The sequence below is a fragment of the Dactylosporangium cerinum genome (assembly GCF_042653625.1).
Classification (GTDB): domain Bacteria; phylum Actinomycetota; class Actinomycetes; order Mycobacteriales; family Micromonosporaceae; genus Dactylosporangium; species Dactylosporangium cerinum.
The window spans coordinates 716732-735334 of record NZ_JBHSIU010000130.1 but is presented as its reverse complement, the minus strand read 5'-3'; the positions used below and the strand labels follow the sequence as shown (position 1 = coordinate 735334).

Here is an 18603-nt window from a genome sequence, read left to right as displayed (position 1 = left end):
ACCGATGGTCGCGCCCCGCAGTCCTCGAACGGTGTCCCGGCGCCGTCAGTTGTACGCGACGCCGGCCGGCAGCAGGGGGCTGCCGGGGCGGCGGGTGTGGCCGGTGCGCAGCAGGGCCAGGCCGGCGGTGAGGGCCAGCAGGCCGGTCAGCAGCAGGCGGGGCGTGGCGGGGCCGGTCACCGCGAGCGCGGTGGTCACGGTGACGTCCAGGCGCATCGCGTGCTGGTGGCCGTCCGGGTCGACGCCCTGGGCGACGACGGCGTGGCCGCCGGCGGCGAGACCGGCCGGAATGGTGACCGGCTTGGTGAAGTTGCCGTGCTCGTCGGTGACCACGGTGCCGAGGTTGACCGGGTCGGAGTAGATGGTGATGGTCGCGGTGGAGTTGGCGGCGAACCCGCTGCCGATGACGACGAGCTGCTCCCCCGGCGCGGCGGTGTCGATGCGGCCCTTGTCGGTGGTCAGCTCCAGGGTGGTCTGCGGTGGGGTCGGCGGGGCGACCGGGGCCGCGACGGTTGCCGGGCCCGACGGTGCGCTCGGGTCCGACGGGCCGCTGGCGGAGTCGGCGACGACCGTGAACGTGTACGTGGTGCCGGCGACCCCGCCGAGGACGCAGCGGGTCGGGTTCGGGTCGGTGACGCGGGTCGTGCAGGTGGACGGTCCCGGCGCGGCGGTGACCGTGTAGCCGGTGACGGCGGCCCCGGCGGAGGACGCTGACGCGGTCCAGTCGACGGTGATGGACGAGGTGCCGCCGGTGGCCGTGACCCCGCCCGGGACGGCCGGCGGGGCGAGCGGGACGACGGTCGCCGGGGCGCTGTCGGTCGACGTGCCGGCGAGGTTGGTGGCGCGGACCCGGATCTGATACGTGGTGCCGTTCGTCAGGCCCGTGATGGTGCACGTCAGCGGCGGCGACGCGGCGATGGTGCAGGCCGCGCCCGGCACCGGCTGGTCGTTGCGGTAGGCCTGCGCCGTGTACGTGGTGACCGGCGACCCGCCGTCGGACGGCGGCGCGGTCCACGTGGCGGTCGCGGCACCGTTGCCCGGCACGGCGGCCGCCGCGACGGGTGCGCCCGGGGCGGTCGTGTCGGCCCGCGGCGTGACGGGTGCCGAGTCGCCGGAGGCGGGCCCGGAGCCGGCGGCGTTGGTCGCGGTGACCCGGAACGTGTACGCGGTGCCGTTGGTGAGCGACCCGACCGTGCACCGCAGCGGCGCCGTGAACGGGGCGCCGAGCGTGCACGTCCTGCCCGTGACCGGGCTGCCGTCGTGGAAGGCCCGCACGGTGTACGAGGTGACCGCCGACCCGCCGGTGGACGCCGGCGCGGTCCAGGTGACGGTCGCCTCGGCCGGGCCGGCGGTGGCCGTCGGCGCGGCCGGTGCGACCGGGACGGTCACGGCGGGAGCTGGCGGCGAGGGCGGTGTCGGGGTGCCCACGGTCAGGGTCGGCGAGCCGCACAGCACCACGTCGGAGCACGACACGTCGGCGTCGAGGTCGGCGACGAGGGTGGCCCGCTCGGTCGAGGCGAACCCGAGGTCGTCGACGTCGAACAGCTGCGCGGATGCCGCCGTCACCGGGACCTGCACGGCGCAGCTGTTCGACAGGGTGACCACGGTGCCGGTCAGTGAGATCGTGCTGCCCGCGGCCGTCAGCACCGGGCTGTTGCCGCAGTCGGCGGTCACCGGCGTGCCGGCGCCCACGGTCAGGCCGGCGGGCAGGGTGAGCGTGTAGTTGGCGTTCTGGAACCCCGGCAGGCTCGGCATCGTGTTGTCGGTGCGGTCGATGCGGACGTTCAGCATCGTGGTGCCGCCGAGGTTGATGGTGGCGTCGGCGAAGCTCGCGGTCAGCTCCGGCGGCGACAGGAAGAAGATGCCCTGGTCGCCGAACCAGTGCCACAGGCCGGCGGTCGGCGCGCTGATGGTCTCGTCGGCGAAGAGGGTGTACTTGGCGACGCTGCTGGTGATGTCGACCTTCACGTCGCAGGCGTCCCCGTTGGCCACGCCCGCCCCGCCGACGACGACCTTGGTGACGGCGCCGACGACCTGCTTCGCCACGGTCACCGGCCCGGTGCAGGTGGTCTGCCACCAGTTGACGTGCCCGTCGTCGACCTCGATGTCCACCGGCACGGTGAACGTCGCGCCGTTGCCCTCCGAGACCGCGGGGTTGCCCGGGGCGTCGTGGTAGAAGTTGAACACCAGCGACTGCAGGTCGCCGATCCCCGCCCACCCGGGTGTGACCGTGACGCCGAGCTCGGTGTTGACGCCGGTGGCCGCGGTCGCGGGCGCCACGACCGCCACCGGCCCGCACGCACCCGCCATCAGCACCGCCGCCAGCAGCCTTCTGAACACCATCCGACCCCCCCGCTCCTCTTCGGGCAATCTAGAAGAAATCACCCGAAAATGAGGAGGGAAACCGGGGATTGGGCGTCACCAGGTGTCCGGGTTGTCCAGATCGAGGGCGGGCCGGTAGCCGCCGAGGACGGCGAGCGCGTCCTGCTCGGTGAAGTCGTTGCCGCGGTCGGTGAGGAACGCGCCGACGAGGCACGGCTGGACCAGCATCTCGAGCTGGCCCTCGACGACGCGCCGCGCCCGGTACGGCCCCGCCACCAGGTCACCGCCGCTGTCCCCCACGCCGGGTGGCCGGCGCTCCGCCCGGACCGCCAGCCAGCGGTCACCGTCGCCGTCGACGACGAGGGCGCCCGAGACGAAGCCGCCCAGGCCGAAGCTGACCGAGCACTCGCCGATCCGGGCGCCCACCGGCAGCAGCTCCAGGCGGAACGGCACCACGCACCGGTGGGCGGCGTCGAACCGCACCCGTGCCGCGGCGGCGGTCGCCTCGCCGCGCTTGCCGGTGTACAGGTCGAGCTGCGCCCACAGGCCGCCGGCCGGTTGCCAGCGGACGGTCCACAGGGTGCCGCCGCCGGTCGGCGCCGCGTCCGACCACGCGGTCCCGGGACGGTCACCGACCAGCACGTCGACCGGTGGCCGCGGCTGCCCCGCCGACGGCAGGTGCAGCCCTGCCGCGTCGAGCGCCGCGACGTCGGTGGCGAGCAGGACCCGGGCCTTGTCCGGGATCTCGAGGCTCTCGGTGCCCCGACCGGCCCGCCACGTGGCGTACTCGGCGTCGCCGATCACCTGGTCGGCGGAGAAGTGCACGACGCCGGGGTCGGCGCCGACCGCGCCGGGGCGTTGCAGCGCACTGGGCAGGCCGGGGGCCACGGGCAGCGCGAGCGTGGTGGGTGGCACGGCCGGGGTGTGCGACCGGGGCTCCACCCGTACCAACGCCACCGCCGCAAGCACCACAGCGCACCCGGCGGCGGTCCCGGCCAGCACCCGGCGCCGGATCCGCAGCCGGCCGCCACGGTGGCGGGCCCGCGCCACGATCGGCGCCGGATCCACGTCACCGCCGGCGCGGTCCCGCAGCGTCGCGGCGAGCCGCCGGTCGAGATCGGTGGTCATCGGAACCCTCCGGTAGGTGTGGTCACCGGCACGCCCGCGCCCTGCCGCTCGCGCAGCGCCGTCAGCGCCCGTTTCGCGTGGGTGCGCACCGTGCCGGTCGAGCAGTCCAGAATCTCCGCGATCCGCGCGTCGTCCAAGTCCTCGTAGTAGCGCAGGACGATCACGGTGCGCTGCCGTGCGGGCAGCGCGCGCACCAGCCGCCACAGGGCGTCGCGCTCGGCGACCTCGGCCGCCTCGTCCGTGGTGGTGGGCCGCTCCCCCGGCGCCGCCACGGACACCTCCCCGCTGCTGCGCCGCCGCCACCACGAGTGGTGGGCGTTGACCAGCATCCGGCGGACGTAGACGTCCGGGCGGTCGGTGCGCGAGATCCGGCCCCAACGGGCGTACGCCCTGGCGAGGACGTCCTGCACCAGATCCTCGGCGCGGTGCTCGTCACCGGTGAGCAGCCGGGCGAAGCGCACCAGCGCCGCGGTGCGGGCGAACGCGTACTCCTCGAACGTCACGCCCTTGTAGACGCGGTGAGCCGCCCGTGCCGTAGACACGGGCGGCCCACTGATGTTTCAGGACTGGCGGACGGCGACGTTGTCGACGCCGGCCTCGACCAGGCTCGCGGTGGAGGCGTCCGCGGCCTCGATCAGGATCCGGACGCTCTGCCCCGCGTACGGGGTCAGGTTGACGCTGCCGGTCGCCCAGGACGCGTCCCGGTCGGTGGCGGCGCCGGCGGCCGTGAACAGCACCGTGGTGCCGCTGCCCGTGACCACGCTGATCCGGAGGAAGTCGGCCGACGAGGCGTTGCTGCCGTGGCCGAGATACCACGAGTAGCTCAACGTCAGCGTCCCGCTCGCCGGCAGCGTGATGCTCGGCGAGCGCACGCTGGTCGTGCCGTCGTCGACGTCGTTGGCGCCGGCGCTGGCGCCGGCCAGGCGGGCCGTCACCAGGTCGTTGCTGCCGCTGACCGTGGTGCCGAGCTGCTTGGGGCCGCTGGAGTCGGTGGCCTCGGGGTCACCACGCTCCCAGGCGCCGCTGGTCGCCGTGTCCGTGCCGGACGGGTTGACCGTCCAGCCCAGGTTGGTCTCGAAGTCGTCGGACCAGACGGTGGTGCCCGGGCTCGCCCCGCAGTACTGGGCCTCCTTGCCGATCACCCGGTACGGGCAGTCGGCGTACTCGGCGATCTGCAGGCTCGACTCGCGGTTGAGTGCCGTCTGCGCCGCGATCACCTCGTCGGGCGGGTAGAAGCCGCCGCCGCCGGAGTTGCCCGGATACATCTCGAACGTGTAGGACCAGATGCGCTGGTCGCCCCACATCCAGTCGTCGATCGACCCGTCGGTGATGTACAGGTCGCTGGCCTGCTCCGGGGTGTAGCCGTTGGTGCCGGCCATCTGGATGCCGAGGGTGCGGAAGGTGGCCTCCTGGTCGGCGTCCAGGCCGGGCGCGGTGTTGGCGGTGGTGTAGCCGAACGGCCAGAGCACCAGCTTGCCGTAGGTGTGGAAGTCGATGTGTGTCTTGATCTGCTGCACCCCTCCGATCCGCCGGCTGAGCACGAAGTCCCGCACCCGCTGGGTCTCCGGCGCGGAGAACGCCGACGGCCCGCGGTAGGTCTCCGAGCTGGTGGTGCCCGACGAGCCGCCGCAGCAGCCGAAGTTGTAGGACCAGTTGCGGTTCAGGTCGGTGCCGACGTTGCTGCTGCCGCTGTTCGGCTGGCGGTTCTTGCGCCAGGAGCGGTAGGCGCCGGTCGCGATGTCGTACTCGCCGCCGTCGGGGTTCATGTCCGGCACGATCCAGATCTCGCGCGAGTTGACGATGTCCGTGATCCGCGCGTCCGTGCCGTAGCTGTCGGTCAGCTGGCGGATCAGGTACAGCGCCATCTCGACGGTGAGGTGCTCCCGGGCGTGCTGGTGCGCGGTGTAGATCACCTCGGGCTCGTTCTCGTCGACGCCGACGTTGTCCGAGATCTTGATGACGGGGATGGACCGGCCCTCGTAGGAGTTGCCGAGGCTGGTCCGGCTCAGGATCGCCGGGTGGTCGGCGACGGCCTGGTTGAGCTCGGCGGTCATCTCCGCGTAATTGTGGTAGCCGGAGTCCGCCGACGGGAAGTCGAGGATCGTGGCCGGGCCGGACGGGGTGACGGGTCGCAGCGCCCGGGTGACGGTGAAGCCCTGCTGCCGCAGCTTCGCCACCTCCGACGGGGTCGCGCTGATGTCGACGACGCCGTGGTCGATGCCGTCGATCGCCGCGCCGGTGGCCGCGATCTGGTTGCGCTGGTCGAGGGTGGTGACGCCACTCACCAGGTAAGGGGCGGAGGTCTCGGCGGGTGCCGCGTCGGTCGGCGCGGCACCCGCTGGGCTGATGGCGGCGACCACGAGGGCACCGGCAAGGGCGATGGTGAGCGGGATGGAGAGCCTACGGGTGTGGCTCATCAAGCCTCCTTGGGTGTGGAGGTGCACGAGAGCTACCAGATGACCACCCAAGGCAAGGTCATATCAACATACGTCTTTTCAATAACGTCGAGGTCCTTACTTGCCGCGCAGGCCCACCGGGTTGCCGTCGGGGTCCGCCAGGACGCACACCCGGGCGCCGGGGGCGACCTCCCGCGGCGCGCTGCGCTCGGTCGCACCGGCCGCGAGCAGCGCGGCCCGGGTCGCGTCGAGGTCGTCGACGTCGGCGTAGGCGACCGGCCCACCGGCGACGTCACCCTGCGGCGCGAGGCTGATCTCGAAGCCGTCGGCGGCATAGCCGACGTAGTAGGGCTGGTCGGTGTGCGGTGCGCCGTACAGGGCGGTGTAGATCGCCTTCGCGGCGGCCAGGTCGGTCACGGGCACGACCACACTGCGGATCGTCGGGCTCATCTGTGGTTCCTCTCGACTGCGGGCGGCCGCCCGGCACATCCACGGCCACCGGTTCGCCGACGACGTTACGGATCCGCCGGGCCACGGGTGGGCACAACGCGGGACTCACCGGCTTATCGTGACGCGCATGGACCGTGATCTCAGGCCGGCCTGCGTCGCCGGTGCGACGGCGGTCCTGTCCTGCGGTCTGCTGGCGGCGGCGGTACTGCGGCGCTGGCTGGGCGCCGACGTCGGGCGCGGCGCGGGGTTCTGCGAGGCCGGCCGGGACTGGGTCGTCCGGCAGCCGGCCAACACCTTCAGCAACGCCGGGTTCGTGCTCGCCGGGCTGCTCATCGCCTGGCACGCCGGGACCCGGCCCGACCTCGGTGCGGACGCCGGCCCGCGCCGGGGCCTCCCGCGCCGGGCCACCGCCATGGCCTGCATCGTGGTGCTGCTCGGGCCGGGCAGCGCGGCGATGCACGCGACCCAGTCGGCGCTCGGCGGGCACCTGGACCTGCTGAGCATGTACCTGATCGCCGCGTTCGCCGCCGCCTACGCGGTGATGCGCTGGCGGCGCGCCGGCACCCGCCTCCTCGCCGGGGTGTTCCTGGCCGCGCTCGCGGGCTGCGAGGTCGCCGGGGCGTGGGACGTGACGGTCCCCGTGGTGATGCACCCGGGCAACGCCGCGTTCGGGCTGCTGCTGCTCACCGCCGCGACCCTCGAGGTCGCCGTCATCCGCCGGCGGGAGACGACCGTCAGGAGCGGCTACGCGTACGCGTCCTTCGCGGCGATCCTGACCGCGTTCGCCATCTGGAACGCCACGAAGACCTGGCTGTGCGACCCGCACTCGCTGCTGCAGGGCCACGCGGCCTGGCACCTGCTGTGCGCGGTGTCGGCGTACCTGCTCTACCGGTACTACGCCAGCGAGCGACGCTGACGGATCTTGTGGTCGGGCCGGGCGGGCACATATCGTGGCGCTCTAGGGAAACGCTGTTTCCATAAGGAGGCCGCCATGGTCGCGCCCGTTCCAGGCACCGACGCCGACCGTGGAAAGACGGTGCTGGTGGACGCCTTCGCCGGACGGCCACCGGTAGCGGTCCGGCCCGCGGCGACCGCGCCGCTGGGGTGGTGGCCGGCGATCTGCGTGGCCCTCGTCGCGTTCGTCGACCGGGTCGAGTACAACCTCCTCGCCGGGGTGGTGCCGCAGATCCAGGCCGAGTTCGGCCTCAGCGACAAGGCGGTCGGGGCGATCCCGACGGCCGGGGCCATCGCCGGGGTGGTGCTGCTGCTGCCCGCGGGCCGGCTCGCCGACACCGGCCGGCGCAACTGGATCATCGCCGCGGTCGTCGGCGTCTGGGCGGTGCTGACCCTCGGCACCGGCCTGGCCGGCTCGTACGCGCTGCTGTTCGGCATCCGGGTGCTGCTCGGCGCGGCCGGCCAGCTGTACAACCCGCCGGCCTCGAGCCTGCTCGCCGACTACTTCCCGCCCGGCGGCCGGGCCCGGGCCTTCGGGCTGGAGCGGCTCGGTTACTTCGTCGGGCTGCCGGTCGGGGTGCTGGTCGGCGGGTCCCTCGCGCAGGCGGTCGGCTGGCGGGACGCGTTCCTGGTCGTCGCGGTGCCCGGGGCCGTCATCGCCCTGCTCTGCCTCACGGTCCGCGAGCCGGTCCGGGGCCTCGGCGACCGCATCGGCGCGCTGGCCGCCGGCGCGGCCGAACCCGCCGCCGCCCAGGCACCGGCGGCGCCGCTGCCGATGCTGCAGCAGCTGCGGGAGCTCGTCCGGATTCCGACGCTGCGCTCCGTGGTGGCCGGGCTGACCATCATGTTCTTCGGCCTCGGCGGCCTGTTCTTCTGGATGCCGACGTTCTACCAGCGCCAGTTCGGGCTGGAGGAGGCCGCGGCTACCGGGATCGCCGGCGGGGTCGGCGGCATGGGCATCGTGCTCGGCGTCATCGTCGGGGGCCGGTACGGCGACCGTTACCACGGGCGGCGCAAGGGCTGGCGGATGGTCCTCGCCGGCACGGCGCTGTTCATCGGCGCGCTGGGCCTGGCGGTGGCCGCGCTGGTGCCGGTCCTGCCGGTGCAGATCGCCGGCTACTTCGTCGCCAACGCCGGCTTCTCCGCGGCGATCCCGAACCTGACCGCCGCCAACGCCGACGTGGTCCCCGCGTTCCGGCGCGGCCTCGGCTTCGCCGTCCTCAACGCGGTCGTCACCCTGGGCGGCGCGGCCGGCCCGTTCCTGGTCGGGGTCGCCTCCGACGCCCTCGGCGGCAGCACCGGGGCGGGGTCGCTGCGCGGCGCGTTCACGGTGCTGCTGCTCCCGCTGGGCGTCGGCGCGTGGATCATCCGGCGTGGCGGGCGCACCTTCGACGCCGACGTCCAGCGGGCCACCGCCCCCGACGCCACCTGACGGGCGCGGCGCGTCGGGGGATCCGGGCCCGGTCCTGCCCGGCGGGCGGACGCGGACCGGCCCCGGGGTCGGCGACAGTTGGCTGGCAACACCAACGGGAGGTCGTCAGATCGTGTCGCACCAGCAGCTGTACCAGCCGGCGCCCGGGCCCGGCGCGCCCACCTACGGCACCGCGCAAGGGTCCGGCGCCGTGCCGGCGTACGGGTCGTCGCCGGCCACGCTGGTGCACTGGGTGGTGCCGTCCGGGCGGTCGTGGCAGTCCATCACCGCCGGTTACGTGGCGCTGTTCGCGATCTTCATCTGGCCGCTGGGGCCGGTGGCCCTGGGCCTCGGTGCGTGGGCGTTCGCCCGGGCCCGGCACGGCGGCCACGGCCGCGGGCGGGCCACGTTCGCCGTCATCGTCGGCGCGGTCACGACCCTGCTGCTGCTCCTCGTCCTGGCCTACACCGTCAAGGGGTAGGCCACCACGGGCACCCGGCCCCGGCAGGCGGCTGTGCGAGGCACGCCTGCCGGAGGCCGGGGTTCAGCACTGCACGCAGCGCCGCCGCCGGGGTTCAGCGCTGCACGCGGGCGCCGCCGCCGCGGACCAGGGCCTCGACCTCTTTCAGGCTCGCCATCGACGTGTCGCCCGGGGTCGTCATGGCCAGGGCGCCGTGGGCCGCGCCGTACTCGACCGCGGTGGCGATGCCGCCGTCGCGTTCGAGCAGGCCGAAGATGAGGCCGGACGCGAAGCTGTCGCCGCCGCCGACCCGGTCGAGGATCTCCAGGCCCGGCCGGTGGGTCGCCTCGGCGAAGTCGCCGTCGGCCCAGGCCACCGCGCCCCAGTCGTTGATGGTGGCGCTGTGCACGGCGCGCAGGGTCGTCGCGACCACCTGGAAGTTCGGGTACTCCTCGACGACCGACTTGATCATCGACTTGAAGTTGCCGGCGTCGAGGGCGCCGGCGTGGATGTCGGTGTCGGGCACCGCGAACCCGAGGCAGGCCGTGAAGTCCTCCTCGTTGCCGATCATGACGTCGACCAGGCCGGCGAGGCGGCGGTTGACCTCCTGCGCGCGGGCCTGCCCGCCGACCGCCTTCCACAGGCTGGGCCGGTAGTTGAGGTCGTAGGAGATGATCGTGCCGTGCCGGCGCGCGGCGGTCATCGCCGCCTCGACGGTCTCCGGCGCCGTCTCGGACAGCGCGGCGTAGATGCCGCCGGTGTGCAGCCAACGGACCCCGAGCGTGCCGAACAGGTGGTCCCAGTCGACGTCGCCGGCGCGCAGCTGGCTGGCCGCGGTGTGACCGCGGTCGGAGGTGCCGACGGCGCCGCGGACACCGAAGCCGCGCTCGGTGAAGTTGAGGCCGTTGCGGGCGGCCCGGCCGATGCCGTCATAGGGGACCCAGCGGATCAGCGAGGTGTCGACGCCGCCCTGCAGGATGAGGTCCTCCAGGAGCCGCCCGACCTCGTTGTCGGCGAAGGCGGTGACGACCGCGGTCCGCAGGCCGAAGCAGCGGCGCAGGCCACGGGCCACGTTGTACTCACCGCCGCCCTCCCACGCCTGGAAGGTGCGGGCGGTGCGCACCCGGCCGATGCCCGGGTCCAGCCGCAGCATCACCTCGCCGAGCGAGACGAGGTCGTAGCGGCACTCCCCCTTCGGGCGCAGTCGCAGCGTCATGCGGCCGCCACCTCCACCGCGGCGGCGGCGCGGCTGGTCACTTCGTCCCAGCGCTGCGCGGCCAGGAGGTCGGGGGCGACGATCCAGCTCGCGCCGACCGCGTGCACGGCGGGCAGCGCGAGGTAGTCCGGCATCACGGCGGGGGTGATGCCGCCGGTGGGGATGAACCGGACCCCACGGAACGGCGCGGCGAGGGCCTTGATCGTCGCGGCCCCGCCGAGCTGCTCGGCCGGGAAGAACTTCACCATGTCCAGCCCCGCGTCCAGGGCCATCTGGATCTCCGTGGCGGTGGCGACGCCGGGCACGACGAGGACCCCGGCGTCCTGGCACGCGGCGACGACCTTGGGCGCGAAGCCCGGCGTCACCACGAACCGGGCACCGGCGGCGATGGCGCGCTCGGCCTGCTGCGCGGTGAGCACCGTGCCGGCGCCGACGATCAGGTCGTCGCGGCCGGCGAGGGCCTCGATCGCGTCCAGGCCGGCGGCGGTGCGCAGGGTGATCTCGGCCGCCTGCAGGCCGCCCTTCGCGAGGGCGTCACCGAGTGCGTCGGCGTGCCGGGCGTCCTCCAGGACGACCACCGGCAGGACCCGACCAAGGGCAAGCTGTTCATTATTTTGAACGTCAGTCACGAGTGTGAACATAGTGGAAGCTCCGGCCGTTCGCTACAGTGACGCCGTGCAGCAGGACCTCCAGGATTTCCAGCCGGTCAAGTCCGCCGGGCGCACGCTCGACGTGCTCGAGGTCCTCGCCGACGAGCCACGGTCCTGGACCCTGGTCGAGCTCGCCCGCGCGCTGGGCATCCCCAAGAGCAGCCTGCACGGGCTGATGCGGACCTTGACCGCCCGCGGCTGGGTGCGCGCCGACGAGACCGGCACCCGGTTCCGGCTGGGCATGCGCTCGCTGCAGGTCGGCGCCGCCTATCTCGACGGCGACGACAGCGTCGCGGTGATCGCCGGCGTCCTGGACGAGCTGTCCCGGCGGCTCGGCGAGACCGTGCACCTCGGCCGCATCGACGGCAACCAGATCGTGTATCTCGCCAAACGCGACTCCACCCACCGGCTGCGGCTCTACAGCGCCGTCGGCCGGCGGCTGCCCGCGCACGCGACGGCCCTCGGCAAGGCCCTGCTGGCCCAGCACGCCGACGGCGACGTCGACCAGATGCTCACCTGGCCCCTCGAGCGGCTCACCCCGGGCACCGTCACCGAACGCGGCGACCTGCACCGGGCCCTGGCCGAGGTCCGCGACGCCGGCTACGCGGTGGACCGCGAGGAGAACGCCGAGGGCATCATGTGCTTCGCGATGGCGGTGCCGCTGACCGACCCCGCCACCGACGCCGTCTCCGTGTCGGTGCCGACCACCCGGATGAGCGCCGACGTCGAGCGGCGCATCGTCGCCGCGCTGACCGACCTGATCCGGCCGCTGGGCCAGGCCCGCAGCATGCTGTCCGCCTGACGGCCCACGTGACACGGACGGGTGCATGGGTTGCCTGGACCTTGCGGGCGGCGGGACACTTCGAACATGAGCGATGCCACGGCGCCGCCTGAGCTCGGGTCCACGCTGCTGACCGACCGGGCGGAGGCCGCGTCGGTCGCCGCGCTGCGGGAGCGGGTCGGCCACGTCGCGCGGGGCCACGGCCTCGCCGACCTCGAGGTGACCACGTTCGTGCTGGTGGTGCACGAGCTGGTGGTCAACGCGATCCGGCACGGCGGCGGCAGCGCGCGGGTCGCGATCTGGGCGGACCCGCCGGGGCTGCGCTGCCGGGTGACCGACGCGGGCCGCGGCATGCCGCCGCACCGGGTCAACCCGCAGCGGGCGCAGCCGGCCGACCGGATCCGCGGCTGGGGGCTGCGGCTGGTGCACCGCATGTGCGCCGAGGTCGACGTGGTCACCGGCGACGGGGGCACCCGGATCGACATCCTGTTCCCGATCGACGACCACCGGTTCTGACCCCCGGCACTGGCAAGCCGCCGACACCGGAAAAGCGGCGGGGCCGACCCGTCAGTCTTCCGGCGCCGGGAAGCGCTCGGCCAGCCCCAATGACCCGAACAGCCACCAGGTCGCCTCGTTCGCGGCGTCGATCGTCAGCGCGCAGCCGGCCGCCGCGGCGACACCATGGAAGCGCGTGAGCTCGCCGGCGGTGGTGTCGACGAACGACACCGCGGACAGGTCGAGCTGGATCGCCACGGGGTGCTGCGCGACGAGCAGGGCACGCAGCCGCCGGACGAGGTCGGCGACGGTGAACGCGTCGAGGTCACCCGCGACGGCCACCCGGATCCGCCGGGTCCCCCCGGACGTGACGGCAAGGCCCAGCGGCGATCGCGAGGACACCGGATGGCTCATGATCAGCAATCCCTCCACCGGACGGTACCGTTCGACGCCAGACATGTTCCCCAGCCGCACCCGCGGTGAAACACCCGCCACGATCGGGTGACACCCGTCAGCGGCGCGGGGTCGGCAGCGCCGGGCCGGTCACGCCGTAGGCGTCCAGCAGGGCCGCGGTGACGGCCTCGACCGTCACCCCCGCAGTGGTGTCCTCGATGGTGCCGACGGTGGCCGGGTCGAAGTCGTAGCCGAGATCACCGTAGGCGACGGTCAGCGGCGCGCGGAGCACCGCCGCGCCGGTGACCTGGACGATCGAGCTGAACAGCCAGCCGTCGCGGGTCACCCGCTGGGCGGAGCCGACGAGCTTGCGGACGCCGCCGCTGTTGACGCTGTACTCACCGGGGCAGTACTCGCCGGGGACGGCCCCGATCCGGGCGTCGACGCCGAGGCCGGTGAGCACCTCGGCGTGCAGGGCGGCGAACCGGCGGAACCGGGCCAGGGTGCCGCTGGACGCGTCCGGTGTCCGGCACACGTGGTCGATGACGACGCTGCCGCGGTGGTAGGTGGCCAGGCTGCCGCCCTGCGGCCGGACCACGGGGGTGAAGCCGAGCCGCCGGACCGCCTCGGCCGCGGCCGGATACCCGGGGCGCAGGGTGTCCCGGCGGCTGAACGCCGCGGTCGGCTCGGGCGAGTGGATCCGCAGCATCTCCCGCACCTCACCGAACCCGCCGCCCAGCCCGTCGCGCAGCAGCAACGGGCCGAGCGCGACGTCGTCCGCCGGGCCGCCGGGCAGCGGGTCCCCGGCGAGCAGCACGACGGTCACAGCCTGGCGATGGCCGAGGCCGGGTCCTCGATCGCGTCCGCGACGCTGCGCATGAACCCGGCGGCGGTGCCACCGTCGCAGACGCGGTGGTCGAACACGAAGCTCATCTGCGTGATCTTACGGACGCACAGCTGGCCGTCCACGACCCAGGGCCGGTCGATGATCCGGCCGAGGCCGAGGATCGCGACCTGCGGGTGGTTGATGATCGCGGCGCTGCCGTCGACCCGGAACGCGCCGTAGTTGTTGAGAGTGAACGTCCCCGCCGACAGCTCCGCCGGGCTCGTGCGCCCCTCGCGGGCGGTCGCGGTGAGCCGGCGGATCTCGGTGTCGAGCTGCGCGGTGGTCATGGTGTCCGCGCCGATGACGGCGGGGACGACGAGCCCGCGCTCGCCCTGCACGGCGATGCCGAGGTCGACCCGGTCGAACTCGACGATCTCCTGCCGTGCGGTGTCGAGCCGCGCGTTGAACACCGGGTACTGCCGCAGGCCCGCGACGACGAACCGGGCGATGTACGCCATCAGCCCCGGCCCCGCCGGCGCGCTCTCACGCAGCTGCCACAGCCTGGTGGCGTCGACGTCGACCCAGACGGTCGCCTCGGGGATCTCGGCCCGGCTGCGGCTCAGCGCCGCCGACACGGCCTTGCGGAACCCGTTGAGCGGCACCCGCCGCTCCCCCGAGGCGATGGGGACGGCGACGGCGCGCTGCACGTCGGCGCGGGTGATGACGCCGCCGTCGCCGGTCCCGTCGACGGTGCGCAGGTCCACGCCGCTCTCCCGGGCGAGGTTGCGCACCAGCGGCGAGACGACCAGGGGCACCCGCCGCGCCACCGGCTCCGGGAAGGCGGGCGCGGCGGGGCGAACGGTGCCGCGCGGCCGGCGGCGACGACCACCGGTGGCGGCGCCGCCGGAGGTGCCGTACCCGATGAGCACGTTGCCGGACCCGGCCTGTTCCTCCTCGCGGTAGGTCGCGACGGCCACGGGCTCGCGGTCCACGGCCGCCACCGTCACCAGCGGCCTGCCGACCTGGACGGTGGCGCCGGGCGCGGCGTGCAGCGTCTCGACCCGGCCGGCGTACGGCGACGGCACCTCGACGAGGGACTTCGCGGTCTCCACCTCGACGATGCTCTGGTCCACGGCGACGACGTCACCCTCGGCGACCAGCCACCGCACGATCTCCGCCTCGGTGAGGCCCTCGCCGAGGTCCGGCAGCAGGAACGTCGCCATCACTGCTCCCACTGCAGGTCGTCGACCGCGTCGAGGATCCGGTCCACGCCCGGCAGCTGGAAGTGCTCGAGCTTCGGCGGCGGATACGGGATGTCGAACCCGCCGACCCGCCGGATCGGTGCGGCGAGGGCGTTGAAGCAGCGCTCCGTGACCCGGGCGACGATCTCGGCGGAGACCCCGGCGAACCCGGCGGCCTCGGCGACGACCACGGCCCGGCCGGTGGAGCGCACCGCGGCACACACGGTCTCGTCGTCGAACGGCACGATCGAGCGCAGGTCGACCACCTGGAGGCTGCGCCCTTCGCGGGCCGCGGCCTCGGCGGCGTCGAGGGCGACCGGAACGGCCGGTCCGTAGGCGATCAGCGTGGCATCCGTGCCGTGGCGGCGAACGACGGCCGAGCCGATGCCGGGGGCCCGGGACGGCATCTCGACCTCACCCTTGCTCCAGTAGAGCTTCTTCGGCTCCAGGAACACGACCGGGTCCGGTGACGCGATCGCCGCGCGCAGCAACGTGTACGCGTCCGCCGGGGTGGCCGGGGCGAGCACGTGCAGGCCCGGGGTGTGGGCGTAGTAGGCCTCCGAGGAGTCGCAGTGGTGCTCGACGCCGCCGATGCCGCCCGCGTACGGGACGCGGATCACCATCGGCAGCGCGACCCGCCCGCGGGTACGGTTGCGCATCTTCGCGACGTGGCTGACGATCTGCTCGAACGCCGGGTACGCGAACGCGTCGAACTGCATCTCCACGACGGGACGCATGCCGTTCATGGCCATGCCCACGGCCATGCCGACGATGCCGGACTCGGCCAGGGGCGTGTCGAAGCAGCGGGCCTCGCCGAAGGCGGCGGTGAGGCCGTCGGTGACGCGGAAGACACCGCCGAGCGCGCCGACGTCCTCGCCGAACACGACCACCGCCGGGTCCTCGGCCATGGCGTCGCGCAGGGCCCGGTTGAGCGCCTGCGCCATCGACAGCGTGCCGCGCTCCGGTTCGGCCCGCTTCGCGGGCGACGCGGTCATGGGCTCTGCGACGGCGGTCATCAGCGGGCTCCTTCTCGGCTGCGCTCATCGGCCGCTTCTCGGCTGCGCTCGTCGGCCGCTTCCCGGCTGAGCTCGTCGGCGACGAGCGCCGCCTGCTCCCGCAGCTGCGGTGTGGGGGTCGCGTAGACGTGCGCGAACAGGTCGGCGGGGTCCGGTTCGATGTCGCGGTTGAGGCCGTCGCGCAGGTGGGTGGCGACGCGTTCGGCCTCGGCGGCGAAGTCCTGCAACTGCTCGGCGCCGATCAGGCCGCGGTCGAGCAGGTGGGTCCGCAGCCGGGTGATCGGGTCCCGGTCGACCCACGCGGCGACCTCGGCGTCGTCGCGGTAGCGGGTGGCGTCGTCGGCGTTGGTGTGCGCCTGCATCCGGTACGTGTGCGCCTCGACCAGCTGCGGGCCGCCGCCGGCGCGGGCCCGGTCGACGGCGGCGCCGAGGACGGCGAGCAGCGCGGCCATGTCGTTGCCGTCGACGCGTTCACCGGGCACGCCGTAGCCGACGCCCTTGTGCGCCAGGGACGGCGCCGCGGTCTGCCGGGACAGCGGGACGCTGATGGCGTAGCCGTTGTTCTGGATGAAGAACACGACCGGGGCGTGGAAGACGGCGGCGAAGTTCAGCGCCTCGTGGAAGTCGCCCTCGCTGGTGCCGCCGTCGCCGCACATGGCCATGACGACCGTCGGCTCACCCCGCAGGGTGGCCGCGTGCGCGACCCCGACCGCGTGCGGCAGCTGGGTGGCCAGGGGCGTGGCGTGCGGCGCGACGTGGTGCTCGTAGGGGTCGTAGCCGCAGTGCCAGTCGCCCTTGAGCAGGCTCAGCGCCTCGACGGGGTCGACGCCCCGGCCGACGGCGGCGACCGTGTCGCGGTAGGTCGGAAACAGCCAGTCGCCCTCGTCGAGGACCTGGGCCGCGGCGACCTGGCAGGCCTCCTGCCCGTGCGAGGACGGGTACACCGCCAGCCGTCCCTGCCGCACGAGCGCGTACGCCTGGTCGTTGAGCCGCCGCGCGGTGATCAGCGCCCCGAGCGCCTTGACGAGGGCCGCGTCGTCCGGCGCGGGGTACGCCGCGCCGTCGGCGCCCTTGATGGCCCGCCCGTCGGCGTCGATCAGGGCAACGGGCTCCGCGGCCGGCAGCAGGTGACTCGGGTCACGCGTCATGCCGCAATCCTGGGCCTCGCGCCATTCGCGTTCCAGTTCCCGGCGAAGAACGAGAAGATGGAGGCCCGGAGCCCGCCGTACGATGCCAAACGTCCAAACCTAGGGCTCGTTCAGGAAGGGGGCCGAGACAGGTGGCCGCCCCGCTCGACGACATCGACCGCCGGATCCTCGTGGAGCTCAGCCGGGACGGCCGGATGTCGATGCGCACCCTGGCCGAACTGCTGCACATCTCCCGCGCCAACGCCTACGCCCGCGTGCAGCGCCTGCGGGACACGGACGTCATCCGCGGCTTCCGCGCCGACGTCGACCACGTCGCCGCCGGGATGGGCACGTCGGCGTACGTGACGGTCAACCTGCGCCAGGCCGAGTGGCGGGTGGTCGGCGAGCAGCTGCGTGCCCTGCCGGGGGTCGTGCACATCGCCCTCGTCGGCGGCGAGTTCGACGTGATCCTGCTGGTGCGCGCCAAGGACAACGCCGACCTGCGCCGGCTCGTCCTGGACGTCATCCAGGGCATGCCGGGCGTGGTGAGCACCCGCACCCTGCTGGTCTTCGAGGAGTTCGAACCCCCGACGTCCGCGACACTGTGGGAGGCCCGCTGACCCGCGGGCTACCAGCCGGGCGCCGGCTGCATGATCTCCGGACCGCCGGTGTGCGGCGGCAGATATCTGGGGTACGGGTCGGGCAACGCCGCCACGCACGCCCGCGAGCAGGCGTTGACGAGCAGTGGCAGCACGTCGGTGCCGACCGCACGGGAGATCCACACCTGGTGCAGCTCCCGGTCGACCGGCCGGTCGCACACGCTGCACGACCGCACCGCGTCGGCGCCCCACACCCCCGGGTCGAGCGCGGCGAAGTCGGCGTCCCCGGCGTGGGTCACCGGCCGCAGTCGCGGGAACGGCGGCCGGAACTTGAAGTTGCCGTAGAGGACGCGGGTGCTGACCGTGCTGTCGGCGATCCCGGTGCACCGGCTCAGCTCGTACGGGTACCAGTGCAGCCGGTGCGACGTGTACGGGTGGAAGGACTCGAGGTTCGTCATCGCCCCGATCTCGGGTGGGAGGCGGACCAGGTTCGTGCCGTACAGCACCAGCCGCCGCACCTCGGTCAGCTGCCCGATCTGCGCGGGCAGGGTGACGACCTGCCGCCGCTCGGCCGCGCTGAGCCGCACGAACGGCGTGAACTCCGGGCGCCGGTCCGCGGCCGCCTCCTCGATGAGGTCCAGCAGCCGCAGCCACCCCGGCGCCGTGGTGTCCTGCCGGTCGCCGTGGAAGTCGACGGAGATGGGCCGCGTCGCGACACTGTGCCCCACGCACCGGCAGCGGTCCCGGTCCGGCTCGGTCCCGCCGGGTCCGACCGCGTCGGCGAACAGGTTGGGAAACGTCCTCGGCGTGCTGTCCTGCGCACCCACCGGGCCAGCATATCGACGGCGGCCCCGCCGCGGTTGCCCCGTGCGGGCGCCGGCCGGCGGGATCAGCGGTAGGCGAGGATGAGGCTCTTCGATACATGCACGACCATGGGTGGCGCAAGGACCCCTGCGGCGGCGCCGGCTTCCGGTTGGCCGTTGCGCGGCGGGCGGTCACTCAACGGACAGGTAGGGGTGGCCGACCGGCGGCCCGCGGCACCGACCGGACGATCTTGCTGCAGCGACTGTCGACTGTCGACAATTGAGCGGCGGCATACCTTCCGTCGACGTGGCGGTGGCTGCGCGTGCCCGGAAGA

19 protein-coding genes are annotated in these 18603 nt (G+C 73.8%); 6 read left to right on the top strand and 13 right to left on the bottom strand.

What is annotated here, in order from left to right; genetic code table 11:
• Positions 1-45: 45 nt before the first annotated feature.
• The 5 genes from ACFPIJ_RS61270 to ACFPIJ_RS61250 form a co-directional block, all read right to left on the bottom strand.
• Complete coding sequence (locus ACFPIJ_RS61270; protein WP_380128784.1) at positions 46-2343, bottom strand: fibronectin type III domain-containing protein; 2298 nt, start codon at positions 2341-2343, stop codon at positions 46-48.
• A gap of 75 nt (positions 2344-2418) precedes the next feature.
• On the bottom strand, positions 2419-3450 hold the full coding sequence (locus ACFPIJ_RS61265) for a hypothetical protein (RefSeq protein WP_380128783.1): 1032 nt from the start codon (positions 3448-3450) through the stop codon (positions 2419-2421).
• Positions 3447-3953, bottom strand: a complete 507-nt coding sequence (locus ACFPIJ_RS61260; protein WP_380128992.1) for a SigE family RNA polymerase sigma factor — start codon at positions 3951-3953, stop codon at positions 3447-3449. Before ACFPIJ_RS61260 ends, ACFPIJ_RS61265 begins: the two co-directional genes overlap by 4 nt.
• 57 nt (positions 3954-4010) lie before the next feature.
• On the bottom strand, positions 4011-5867 hold the full coding sequence (locus tag ACFPIJ_RS61255) for a M14 family zinc carboxypeptidase (protein WP_380128781.1): 1857 nt from the start codon (positions 5865-5867) through the stop codon (positions 4011-4013).
• Positions 5868-5963: 96 nt separating this feature from the next.
• Positions 5964-6296: a VOC family protein gene (locus ACFPIJ_RS61250; RefSeq protein WP_380128780.1), complete on the bottom strand. Its 333-nt coding sequence runs from the start codon at positions 6294-6296 to the stop codon at positions 5964-5966.
• A 127-nt stretch (positions 6297-6423) separates the two neighbouring features.
• Here ACFPIJ_RS61250 and ACFPIJ_RS61245 point away from each other — a divergent pair, with 127 nt between their 5' ends.
• The 3 genes from ACFPIJ_RS61245 (at position 6424) to ACFPIJ_RS61235 (ending at position 9142) form a co-directional block, all read left to right on the top strand.
• Positions 6424-7212, top strand: coding sequence for a ceramidase domain-containing protein (locus ACFPIJ_RS61245; protein WP_380128779.1), 789 nt, complete (start codon positions 6424-6426; stop codon positions 7210-7212).
• A gap of 75 nt (positions 7213-7287) precedes the next feature.
• Entirely contained in the window at positions 7288-8682 is a 1395-nt protein-coding gene (locus ACFPIJ_RS61240) for an MFS transporter (protein WP_380128778.1), read from the top strand.
• A gap of 112 nt (positions 8683-8794) precedes the next feature.
• Positions 8795-9142: a hypothetical protein gene (locus ACFPIJ_RS61235; protein ID WP_380128777.1), complete on the top strand. Its 348-nt coding sequence runs from the start codon at positions 8795-8797 to the stop codon at positions 9140-9142.
• A 94-nt stretch (positions 9143-9236) separates the two neighbouring features.
• On the opposite strand, the gene ACFPIJ_RS61230 is transcribed toward ACFPIJ_RS61235, so the two are convergent.
• Entirely contained in the window at positions 9237-10337 is a 1101-nt protein-coding gene (locus ACFPIJ_RS61230) for a sugar kinase (protein ID WP_380128776.1), read from the bottom strand.
• Positions 10334-10966 carry a bifunctional 4-hydroxy-2-oxoglutarate aldolase/2-dehydro-3-deoxy-phosphogluconate aldolase gene (gene eda, locus ACFPIJ_RS61225; protein ID WP_380128775.1) on the bottom strand — a complete coding sequence of 211 codons (633 nt, stop codon included), beginning with the start codon at positions 10964-10966 and terminating at the stop codon, positions 10334-10336. Before eda ends, ACFPIJ_RS61230 begins: the two co-directional genes overlap by 4 nt.
• Positions 10967-11012: 46 nt before the next feature.
• Between eda and ACFPIJ_RS61220 the strand changes: the two genes are divergently transcribed.
• Together ACFPIJ_RS61220 and ACFPIJ_RS61215 are read left to right on the top strand one after the other, a co-directional pair.
• Positions 11013-11789: an IclR family transcriptional regulator gene (locus tag ACFPIJ_RS61220; RefSeq protein WP_380128774.1), complete on the top strand. Its 777-nt coding sequence runs from the start codon at positions 11013-11015 to the stop codon at positions 11787-11789.
• 66 nt (positions 11790-11855) lie between these two features.
• Positions 11856-12284, top strand: a complete 429-nt coding sequence (locus ACFPIJ_RS61215; RefSeq protein ID WP_380128773.1) for an ATP-binding protein — start codon at positions 11856-11858, stop codon at positions 12282-12284.
• A 51-nt stretch (positions 12285-12335) separates the two neighbouring features.
• Here ACFPIJ_RS61215 and ACFPIJ_RS61210 read toward each other — a convergent pair whose 3' ends face one another.
• From ACFPIJ_RS61210 to pdhA, 5 genes are all read right to left on the bottom strand, one after another.
• The gene (locus ACFPIJ_RS61210; protein ID WP_380128772.1) at positions 12336-12677 is read right to left on the bottom strand and encodes an STAS domain-containing protein; all 342 of its coding nucleotides are present in this window, start codon (positions 12675-12677) and stop codon (positions 12336-12338) included.
• 97 nt (positions 12678-12774) lie between these two features.
• Entirely contained in the window at positions 12775-13482 is a 708-nt protein-coding gene (locus ACFPIJ_RS61205; protein ID WP_380128771.1) for a lipoyl protein ligase domain-containing protein, read from the bottom strand.
• Complete coding sequence (locus tag ACFPIJ_RS61200) at positions 13479-14705, bottom strand: dihydrolipoamide acetyltransferase family protein (RefSeq protein WP_380128770.1); 1227 nt, start codon at positions 14703-14705, stop codon at positions 13479-13481. Before ACFPIJ_RS61200 ends, ACFPIJ_RS61205 begins: the two co-directional genes overlap by 4 nt.
• Positions 14705-15718, bottom strand: a complete 1014-nt coding sequence (locus ACFPIJ_RS61195) for an alpha-ketoacid dehydrogenase subunit beta (RefSeq protein WP_380128991.1) — start codon at positions 15716-15718, stop codon at positions 14705-14707. Before ACFPIJ_RS61195 ends, ACFPIJ_RS61200 begins: the two co-directional genes overlap by 1 nt.
• Before the next feature lie 20 nt (positions 15719-15738).
• On the bottom strand, positions 15739-16887 hold the full coding sequence (pdhA, locus tag ACFPIJ_RS61190) for a pyruvate dehydrogenase (acetyl-transferring) E1 component subunit alpha (RefSeq protein WP_380128769.1): 1149 nt from the start codon (positions 16885-16887) through the stop codon (positions 15739-15741).
• 131 nt (positions 16888-17018) lie between these two features.
• On the opposite strand from pdhA, the gene ACFPIJ_RS61185 reads away from it, so the two are divergent.
• Positions 17019-17486, top strand: coding sequence for an Lrp/AsnC family transcriptional regulator (locus ACFPIJ_RS61185; protein ID WP_380128768.1), 468 nt, complete (start codon positions 17019-17021; stop codon positions 17484-17486).
• A gap of 8 nt (positions 17487-17494) precedes the next feature.
• Here the strand turns inward: ACFPIJ_RS61185 and ACFPIJ_RS61180 are convergent, their stop codons facing one another.
• Entirely contained in the window at positions 17495-18292 is a 798-nt protein-coding gene (locus tag ACFPIJ_RS61180) for a leucine-rich repeat domain-containing protein (RefSeq protein WP_380128767.1), read from the bottom strand.
• Positions 18293-18603 lie beyond the last annotated feature (311 nt).

Bases quoted from the DNA above. Each gene is read 5' to 3' on its own strand.
- ACFPIJ_RS61270 (WP_380128784.1), bottom strand. From the start codon at position 2,343: ATGGTGTTCAGAAGGCTGCTGGCGGCGGTGCTGATGGCGGGTGCGTGC.
- ACFPIJ_RS61265 (WP_380128783.1), bottom strand. From the start codon at position 3,450: ATGACCACCGATCTCGACCGGCGGCTCGCCGCGACGCTGCGGGACCGC.
- ACFPIJ_RS61255 (WP_380128781.1), bottom strand. From the start codon at position 5,867: ATGAGCCACACCCGTAGGCTCTCCATCCCGCTCACCATCGCCCTTGCC.
- ACFPIJ_RS61250 (WP_380128780.1), bottom strand. From the start codon at position 6,296: ATGAGCCCGACGATCCGCAGTGTGGTCGTGCCCGTGACCGACCTGGCC.
- ACFPIJ_RS61245 (WP_380128779.1), top strand. From the start codon at position 6,424: ATGGACCGTGATCTCAGGCCGGCCTGCGTCGCCGGTGCGACGGCGGTC.
- ACFPIJ_RS61240 (WP_380128778.1), top strand. From the start codon at position 7,288: ATGGTCGCGCCCGTTCCAGGCACCGACGCCGACCGTGGAAAGACGGTG.
- ACFPIJ_RS61230 (WP_380128776.1), bottom strand. From the start codon at position 10,337: ATGACGCTGCGACTGCGCCCGAAGGGGGAGTGCCGCTACGACCTCGTC.
- ACFPIJ_RS61215 (WP_380128773.1), top strand. From the start codon at position 11,856: ATGAGCGATGCCACGGCGCCGCCTGAGCTCGGGTCCACGCTGCTGACC.
- ACFPIJ_RS61210 (WP_380128772.1), bottom strand. From the start codon at position 12,677: ATGAGCCATCCGGTGTCCTCGCGATCGCCGCTGGGCCTTGCCGTCACG.
- ACFPIJ_RS61200 (WP_380128770.1), bottom strand. From the start codon at position 14,705: ATGGCGACGTTCCTGCTGCCGGACCTCGGCGAGGGCCTCACCGAGGCG.
- ACFPIJ_RS61195 (WP_380128991.1), bottom strand. From the start codon at position 15,718: ATGACCGCGTCGCCCGCGAAGCGGGCCGAACCGGAGCGCGGCACGCTG.
- pdhA (WP_380128769.1), bottom strand. From the start codon at position 16,887: ATGACGCGTGACCCGAGTCACCTGCTGCCGGCCGCGGAGCCCGTTGCC.